The sequence below is a fragment of the Kocuria sp. NPDC057446 genome, assembly GCF_042802875.1.
Lineage (GTDB): Bacteria > Actinomycetota > Actinomycetes > Actinomycetales > Micrococcaceae > Kocuria.
This window is the reverse complement of the sequence record NZ_JBHVDI010000170.1, coordinates 1-7,406: the sequence shown is the minus strand read 5'-3', so window position 1 is coordinate 7,406 and position 7,406 is coordinate 1. Positions and strand designations below refer to the sequence as shown.

Sequence of the window (7,406 nt, the reverse complement as noted above, 5' to 3'; positions counted from 1 at the left end):
GCAGTCAGCCGGGGCCCTTCGTCGTCGCCCGGGGGCCCGCGGTGGACGCACGCGTCCGCGCGCCCCGGGGCGATGGCGGCACCGTCCCGCGGCGCGCGGGTCGGGGCGAGCGCGCTCAGACCGCGGAGACGTCCCCGAGGATCCCCTCACGCGCCAGGGCCGTGAGCCGGGAGACGGCGCGGAAGTACTTCTTCTGGTAGCCGCCGGCCATCATCTCGGCGGTGAAGACCTCGTCGAAGGGCCGGCCGGAGGCGATGATCGGCAGGTTCTTGTCGTAGAGCCGGTCCGCCAGCACCACGAAGCGCAGGGCCACGGCCTGCTGCTCGATGGTGTGCACGTCGCGCCAGACCACGGCGTCGATGCCCTCCAGGAGCTTGCGGTACCGGGACGGGTGCACGCCCGCGAGGTGCTCCACGAGGTCCGCGAACCGGTCGGCGGCCACCACCCGGTCCGGGAAGTGCTCCTCCACGGCCCGCTCGAGCTCCTCGTCGGACAGCGGCGCCGGGGCCTGCGGCAGCCCCCGGTGCCGGAAGTCCTCGCCGTCGATCCGCAGCACCTCGAACTGGTCCGCCAGCACCTGGATCTCCCGCTGGAAGTCCTGGGCGGCGAAGCGGCCCTCCCCCAGGGAGCCGGGCAGCGTGTTGGACGTGGCGGCGATCCGCACGCCGGAGTCGGCGAGCTCGCGCATCAGCCGGGACATCAGGACCGTGTCGCCGGGGTCGTCGAGCTCGAACTCGTCGATGCAGACCAGGTTGTAGCCGCTGAGGGCGTCGACGGCCTTGCGGAACGTCAGGGCCCCCACGAGGTTCGTGTACTCCACGAAGGTGCCGAAGGCCTTGGGGCCGGGCACCGCGTGCCACAGCGACGCGAGGAGGTGGGTCTTGCCCACCCCGAAGCCGCCGTCGAGGTAGATCCCCGTGCGCACCGTGTCGCGGGGTGCTCCGCCGCCGAAGAGCCGGGCGAAGAACCCGCCGCCGGAGCCGGTCGACCGGCCGACGGACTCCGCGAACCGCCGCAGCTCCCGCACCGCCTGCTCCTGGGACGTCTGCTGCGGGTCGGGACGGTAGGTGTCGAACGAGACCTCCCCGAAGCGCTCCGAGGGCCGGAACGCCGACAGCAGTTCGTCGGCCGACACCTGGGGGCGCCGCTCGGTGAGGTGTTCGATCTGGATGCTCACGGGGAGACCTCTCTGTCCGCCGTGCCCGGCGGTTCGCTGGATCGGCGCGCCGAGCGGCGCACGCGCGTGCTCCGGCGATTTTACCGGCTGCCCGTCCCCCGGGATGCGCCCGCCGCGAAATCGGGGCCGCGGCGGGGCGGGGACAGGGGTCCCGGCGGGACGGGCCCCGGCCGGGACCACTACCCTGGGGGAGAAGCCGGTCCGCGAGGGCCCGCACCCTGTGTCCCCACCCCGGAAGGAGCTCCCATGGGCGTTGCCGTGGAGAACAACGAAGCATTCGCGCAGTACGCGCACCCCGAACGGCTCGTGTCGACCCAGTGGGTCGCCGAGCACCTGGACGACCCGGGCGTCGTCGTGGTCGAGTCGGACGAGGACGTCCTGCTGTACGAGACGGGCCACGTGCCCGGTGCCGTGAAGATCGACTGGCACACCGACCTCAACCGTCCCGACACCCGCGACTACGTCGACGCCGCCGGGTTCGCCGAGCTGATGGCGCGCAAGGGCATCTCCCGGGACACCACGATCGTGGTCTACGGGGACAAGTCGAACTGGTGGGCCGCCTACGCGCTGTGGGTGTTCGAGCTGTTCGGCCACCCGGACGTGCGCCTCATGAACGGCGGGCGGGACAAGTGGGTCGCCGAGGGGCGCGAGCTGTCCACGGAGAAGGTCGTGCCCGAGCGCGCCGACTACCCGGTGGTCGAGCGCGACGACGCCTCCGTCCGCGCCTACCAGGAGGACGTGCTGGCGCACCTGGGCCGGCAGCCTCTGATCGACGTCCGCTCGCTGCCGGAGTACACGGGCGAGCGCACCCACATGCCCGAGTACCCCCAGGAGGGCACGCTGCGCGGCGGGCACATCCCGACCGCGGCGTCCGTGCCGTGGGCCCGGGCCGCCGCCGAGGACGCGACGTTCCGCTCGCGCGAGGAGCTCGACGCGATCTACCGCGACGAGGTCGGGCTCGCCGCCGACGACGACATCATCGCCTACTGCCGCATCGGGGAGCGCTCCAGCCACACCTGGTTCGTGCTGAAGTACCTGCTGGGCTACGAGAAGGTGCGCAACTACGACGGCTCCTGGACCGAGTGGGGCAACTCCGTGCGCGTGCCGATCGTCCTCGGCGAGGAGCCGGGCGAGGTCCCGGGGTCGGACCGGTGAGCGGGGCCCTGCCCGCCCAGCTCGAGGAGCTCGTCGCGGACTTCACGGCCGTGCCGCAGGAGGACAAGCTCGAGCTGCTGCTCGACTTCTCCCGCTCCCTGCCCGCTCTGCCGGACCGCCTGGGCGAGCACCCGGAGGAGCTCGAGCAGGTCGTCGAGTGCCAGTCCCCGCTGTTCCTGACGGTCGAGTGGGACGAGGGCGCCGCCCCCGGCCCCGCGGCCCCGGTGCGGCTCTTCTTCTCCGCCCCGGCCGAGGCGCCGACCACCCGGGGCTTCGCGTCGATCCTGCACGAGGGCCTCGACGGGCTCCCGGCCCAGCAGGTCCTCGACGTCCCCGACGACCTGCCGGAGCGCTTCGGGCTCACCCAGCTGGTCTCGCCCCTGCGGATGCGCGGGATGTCCGCGATGCTGGCCCGGATCAAGCGGCGCGTCCGCGAGCTCCAGGACGCCTGAGCACCCCGGCACCGGCCGTGGCGAAGGCGTCCCGGGGCACGGGTCCCACCGCCGCCCTCGCGCTCCTGGCGCGCGAGGGCGCGGCCTTCTCCGTGCACGAGTACGTCCACGACCCGGCGGCGGCGTCCTTCGGCCTGGAGGCCGCCGCCGCGCTCGGGCGCGACCCGGAGCAGGTGTTCAAGACGCTGCTGGTCGTGCACGGGCGGGAGTGGGCGGTCGCGGTGCTGCCGGTCTCCGCGCGGCTGTCCCTGCGGGCGGTCGCGGCCGCCCTGGGCTGGAAGCGGGCCGCCCTGGCCGAGCCCCGGCTCGCCGAGCGGCGCACCGGCTACGTGGTCGGCGGGATCTCGCCCCTCGGACAGAAGACGCCCTCCCCCACCCTGCTCGACGACACCGCAGAGACGTGGCCCACGGTCCTCGTCTCCGGCGGGCGGCGCGGCCTCGACGTCGAGCTGCCGCCGGCGGAGCTGCTGCGGCTCACGGGCGGGCGCACCGCCGCGCTGCGGTCCTGAGCGGTCCTCAGCCCCGCCGCGCGCGCACGGGCTCGAAGGTCCGGGCGTCCTGGGCCAGGCGGCCCGGCAGCCAGCGCCGCACGGCGTCCTCCCACCGCTGCGGGTCCACGTTCCACTCCTTGGTGTGCCGGGCCCGGGCGAAGGGCACGAACTCGACGAGCCGGTTCAGCTCCGCGAGCCGGCGGGAGCTGGCGGCCGGGACGAACTCGTCGTCCACGGAGTGCAGCACCAGGGTGGGCGTGCGCAGGTGCTCGGACCGGGAGAGCCAGTCGAGCGCCTGCAGGTCCACCGGCGCCGCGAGGCCCGTCAGCATCCGCCCGGCCGGGTGGGAGATCAGGTTCGTGGCCAGCCGGCCGATCCCCGAGGGGATGCGGCGGGTGCGGGAGTGGTGGGCGATCAGTTCGAACCAGTCGACCACCGGGCCGGTGAGCACCAGGGCCGCGATGTCGTCCCGGTAGAAGGACAGGTCCGCCGTCTGCAGCGCGATGGCCCCGCCCATGGACCAGCCGAAGAGCACGATCTGGGTGGCGCCGCGGGACTTCGCGTAGCTGATCGCCGTCTGCACGTCCTTCCACTCCGTGAAGCCCAGCCCGTACCGGAAGTCGTGCGTGGGCGGCGCCTCCCGGTCGTTGCGGTAGGAGATCAGCAGCGACGTCAGGCCGAGCTCGCGCGCCACGGGCACCGCGCGCACCGTCTCCATCCGGTGGGCGCCGCGCCCGTGCACCATGATCGCCCACGGCCCCGGGAGCACCCGGGGCCGCTCGCCCTGCGGGGTCGGCCCGCCCTCCGCCGGGACCACCCAGCACGGCGCCGGCCCGACCTCGATCGGGATCTCCACCTCCTCGAACGGCAGTCCGGCCGCCCCCGGGTCCGGGTAGACCGTCCCGGACCAGAAGCCGCGCGTCGCCCGGTGGAGATCGCCCGAGTAGACCTCCTCGACCACCCGGGTGACGGTGCCATCCTGGGGGGAGTAGGAGCGGATGGCGCCGATCCGGGCGTGGCCCCGGCCCGCGTCGAAGCGCAGGCTGTAGGTCCCCGCCACGGTCGTGTCCACGGTGGCCGGGAGCCGCACGAGCGTCGTCGCGGACGGATCGCCGTCCTCGCCGGTGCGGGTGACCCCGAGGATCTGCAGGTCCTCGGAGCGGTACTTCGGCGGGACCACCACCTGCCGCGCGAAGTAGGCCGCCGCGGCGCTCGAGAGCCCGAAGGACAGGGACGCCGCCCCCACGGTGACGGCCGCGCCCACCACGGCGCCGCGCGCCCACTGCGTGGCGGACTGGGGCTCGGGGACGACGGGGCCCGGCGGGCGGCGACGAAGCATGCCTCCCAGTCTTCCACGCGGCCCGGGCATAACCGGGCGGGACGCGTCGTTGTGCTGGCCGGGCGGTCCGCGCCCGGCCGGCGTCGCGCCGCCCCGAGCGGGCCACCGGGCGGACCCGGCACGGGTCCCGCCCCCGGAGCACCGACCACATCCCGGAGGACGACACCATGAGCGAGACCACCAGGCACGGCGACCGGCCGGACGCCGCCGGACGGACCGAGGAGGACTGGCGCTCCATCCTGTCCCCGGAGGAGTACCACGTGCTCCGTGAGGCCGGCACCGAGCGGCCCTTCACCGGCGAGTACTGGGACACGACGTCCGAGGGCGTCTACGAGTGCCGGGCGTGCGGGGCGGAGCTGTTCCGCTCCGACACCAAGTTCGACGCGCACTGCGGCTGGCCGTCCTTCTACGCCCCGCTCGCCGAGGACCGGGTCCGCTACATCAAGGACACCGCCCTGGGCATGGAACGCGTGGAGGTGCGGTGCGCCGCCTGCGACTCGCACATGGGCCACGTCTTCGGCGGGGAGGGCTTCCCCACCCCGACCGACCTCCGCTACTGCATCAACTCCGTCTCCGTGCGCCTCGTCCCCGCCGCGTCCTGAGCGGCGCGACCGGGGTCCGGCCGGGGCGGTGCACCTGCGGCCGTGCTGTCGGGGTGGTGCGCAGCACACCAATCCGGCGACTGCGGCGTGGCACGGACGGCCGGGCGGCCCGGACGGCCTACCCTTCCAGTGTGAGCGCGGTGAAGGGCCTCTCCGAGGTGTACCAGGACTTCCAGGACGCCCTCGACCAGCTGCGCCGGACGGGCGACCGGGAGGGCGTCGAGCTCACGGCGATCCCCGCCCCCACCCACCTCGCCCCGTTCGCGGCGGCCGTGCGCGCCGAGGTGCGTCGCCGGGCCGCGCGCATCCACGGCACGCCGCCGCCGGCAGGGTCCGCCCTGGACCGGGCGGCCGGCGCCCCGGACGACGAACTGGCCACGGGGCGCTTCGTGCTCCTGCACGACCCCTCCGAGCCCGCGGCATGGGGCGGGCCGTTCCGGATCGTGACCTGGGCGCGGGCGGCCGCGGGCCGGGAGATCGGCTGCGACGACGCGGCGGGCGCGATCGCCTGGACCTGGCTGCTCGAGGCCCTGGAACGCCACCGGGCCGGATATTCTCGGGAGGGCGGCACCGCCTCCCGGGTCCTCGCCGAGGGGTTCGGCCTGCTCGGCGACCAGGAGGAGGGGGCCGACGTCGAGCTGCGGGCCTCCTGGACGCCCGCCGGCTCCGACGTCGCCCCGCACCTCGCGGCCTGGGCCGACGCGGTCTGCACCCTCGCGGGCGTGCCGCCGTACCCGCGGGGCGTGACCGTGCTGCACCCGCGCCGCTGACCACCGAACCGACCGCGCCCCGCCGGGGCCGACACAGAATCGAAGACGCTCCGTGACCAGCCCAGCCGACCGCCGCTCCGCGACCGACGAGCCCTCGACCCCCGTGGTCGCCGGTTTCGAGGACTTCGAGATCCCCGACAGCGTCCACCTCGCGGCGCCGTTCGACGGGATCCCCCCGGTCATCGACACCGTGGCAGGACTCGAGCGGGTCGCCGCCGCCGTCGCGGAGGGCACCGGGCCCGCGGCCATCGACACCGAGCGGGCCTCCGGCTTCCGCTACGGCCAGCGCGCGTTCCTCGTGCAGCTGCGGCGCGAGGGCGTGGGCACCGTGCTCGTCGACCCCGAGGCCACCGGCTCGCTGGCCGTGCTGGGCGAGGCGCTCACCGGCGTCGAGTGGGTGCTGCACGCGGCCACCCAGGACCTGCCCTCCCTGCGCGCCCTCGGCATGGAGCCGGACCGGCTCTTCGACACCGAGCTGGGCGGGCGCATCGCGGGCCTGCGCCGCGTGGGCCTGGCCGCGGAGACGGAGGAGCTGCTCGGGTACACGCTCGCCAAGGAGCACTCCGCCGTGGACTGGTCCAAGCGGCCCCTGCCGAAGGACTGGCTGAACTACGCCGCGCTCGACGTGGAGATGCTCATCCAGCTGCGCTGGGCCATGGAGGAGCTGCTGCGCGAGAAGGGCAAGCTCGAGTGGGCGCTGGAGGAGTTCGAGGCCGTGCGCACGGCCGAGCCGGCTCCCCCGCGCCAGGACCCGTGGCGCCGGACCTCGGGGATCACCAAGGTGAAGGGGCGGCGTCAGCTCACCGCGCTGCGCGGTCTGTGGGAGGAGCGGGAGCGCCTCGCCCAGCACAAGGACGTCGCCCCCGGACGGCTGCTGCCCGACGCCGCCCTGGTCGCGGCCGCGGCGGCCATGCCGCGCACCGTCCCCCAGCTCCTCGCCACCCCCGGCTTCCACGGCCGCCTCGCGGCCCGGGAGGCCCCCCGCTGGCTGCGGGCGATCGCCGAGGCGCGCACGGCGACCGAGCTCGTGCCCTTCACCGTCAAGTCGGACGCCCTGCCGCCCGTGAAGGCGTGGGAGGCCAAGCGGCCCGAGGCCGCCGTCCGGCTGCGGGTCCTGAAGCCGCTCGTCGCCGAGCTCGCGGAGACCCACGAGCTGCCCACCGAGAACCTGCTGACCCCCGAGCACCTGCGCCGCTTCTGCTGGCAGCCCCCGAAGAGCACCACCGACCAGGCGGTGGCGGACCGCCTGCGGGACCTCGGGGCACGCCGCTGGCAGGTCGAGCTCACGGCGCCCGTGCTCGGTCCGGCGTGGCGGGAGCTGCGGGCCCGCAAGCGCGCGGCACGCCAGGAGGAGCGGGACCAGCCGCCCTCCCGGGACGAGGACGCGCCCGCCGCCTGAGAACGGTCCCGGCACGGGAAC

At 75.0% G+C, this 7,406-nt stretch carries 8 protein-coding genes; 6 read left to right on the top strand and 2 right to left on the bottom strand.

The window, feature by feature from the left end:
* Positions 1-115: 115 nt before the first annotated feature.
* The gene (gene zapE, locus ACFU0Y_RS15765; protein ID WP_380215511.1) at positions 116-1,177 is read right to left on the bottom strand and encodes a cell division protein ZapE; all 1,062 of its coding nucleotides are present in this window, start codon (positions 1,175-1,177) and stop codon (positions 116-118) included.
* Positions 1,178-1,423: 246 nt separating this feature from the next.
* Here zapE and ACFU0Y_RS15760 point away from each other — a divergent pair, with 246 nt between their 5' ends.
* The 3 genes from ACFU0Y_RS15760 to ACFU0Y_RS15750 are packed head-to-tail and all read left to right on the top strand — an operon-like array spanning position 1,424 to position 3,293.
* Positions 1,424-2,332: a sulfurtransferase gene (locus ACFU0Y_RS15760; protein WP_380215509.1), complete on the top strand. Its 909-nt coding sequence runs from the start codon at positions 1,424-1,426 to the stop codon at positions 2,330-2,332.
* Positions 2,329-2,784 (top strand): SufE family protein, encoded by a 456-nt coding sequence (locus ACFU0Y_RS15755; RefSeq protein ID WP_380215507.1) that lies wholly within the window; start codon positions 2,329-2,331, stop codon positions 2,782-2,784. Before ACFU0Y_RS15760 ends, ACFU0Y_RS15755 begins: the two co-directional genes overlap by 4 nt.
* A gap of 17 nt (positions 2,785-2,801) precedes the next feature.
* Entirely contained in the window at positions 2,802-3,293 is a 492-nt protein-coding gene (locus ACFU0Y_RS15750) for an aminoacyl-tRNA deacylase (RefSeq protein WP_380215505.1), read from the top strand.
* A gap of 7 nt (positions 3,294-3,300) precedes the next feature.
* On the opposite strand, the gene ACFU0Y_RS15745 is transcribed toward ACFU0Y_RS15750, so the two are convergent.
* Positions 3,301-4,614, bottom strand: a complete 1,314-nt coding sequence (locus ACFU0Y_RS15745; RefSeq protein WP_380215503.1) for an alpha/beta hydrolase family protein — start codon at positions 4,612-4,614, stop codon at positions 3,301-3,303.
* A 167-nt stretch (positions 4,615-4,781) separates the two neighbouring features.
* Here ACFU0Y_RS15745 and msrB point away from each other — a divergent pair, with 167 nt between their 5' ends.
* The 3 genes from msrB (at position 4,782) to ACFU0Y_RS15730 (ending at position 7,385) form a co-directional block, all read left to right on the top strand.
* Entirely contained in the window at positions 4,782-5,216 is a 435-nt protein-coding gene (gene msrB / locus ACFU0Y_RS15740) for a peptide-methionine (R)-S-oxide reductase MsrB (RefSeq protein ID WP_380215501.1), read from the top strand.
* Positions 5,217-5,347: 131 nt separating this feature from the next.
* Positions 5,348-5,986, top strand: a complete 639-nt coding sequence (locus ACFU0Y_RS15735) for a DUF3000 family protein (RefSeq protein ID WP_380215499.1) — start codon at positions 5,348-5,350, stop codon at positions 5,984-5,986.
* 103 nt (positions 5,987-6,089) lie between these two features.
* Positions 6,090-7,385 carry an HRDC domain-containing protein gene (locus ACFU0Y_RS15730; protein ID WP_380215513.1) on the top strand — a complete coding sequence of 432 codons (1,296 nt, stop codon included), beginning with the start codon at positions 6,090-6,092 and terminating at the stop codon, positions 7,383-7,385.
* Positions 7,386-7,406: the final 21 nt, after the last annotated feature.

Bases quoted from the DNA above. Each gene is read 5' to 3' on its own strand.
- ACFU0Y_RS15760 (WP_380215509.1), top strand. From the start codon at position 1,424: ATGGGCGTTGCCGTGGAGAACAACGAAGCATTCGCGCAGTACGCGCAC.
- ACFU0Y_RS15745 (WP_380215503.1), bottom strand. From the start codon at position 4,614: ATGCTTCGTCGCCGCCCGCCGGGCCCCGTCGTCCCCGAGCCCCAGTCC.
- msrB (WP_380215501.1), top strand. From the start codon at position 4,782: ATGAGCGAGACCACCAGGCACGGCGACCGGCCGGACGCCGCCGGACGG.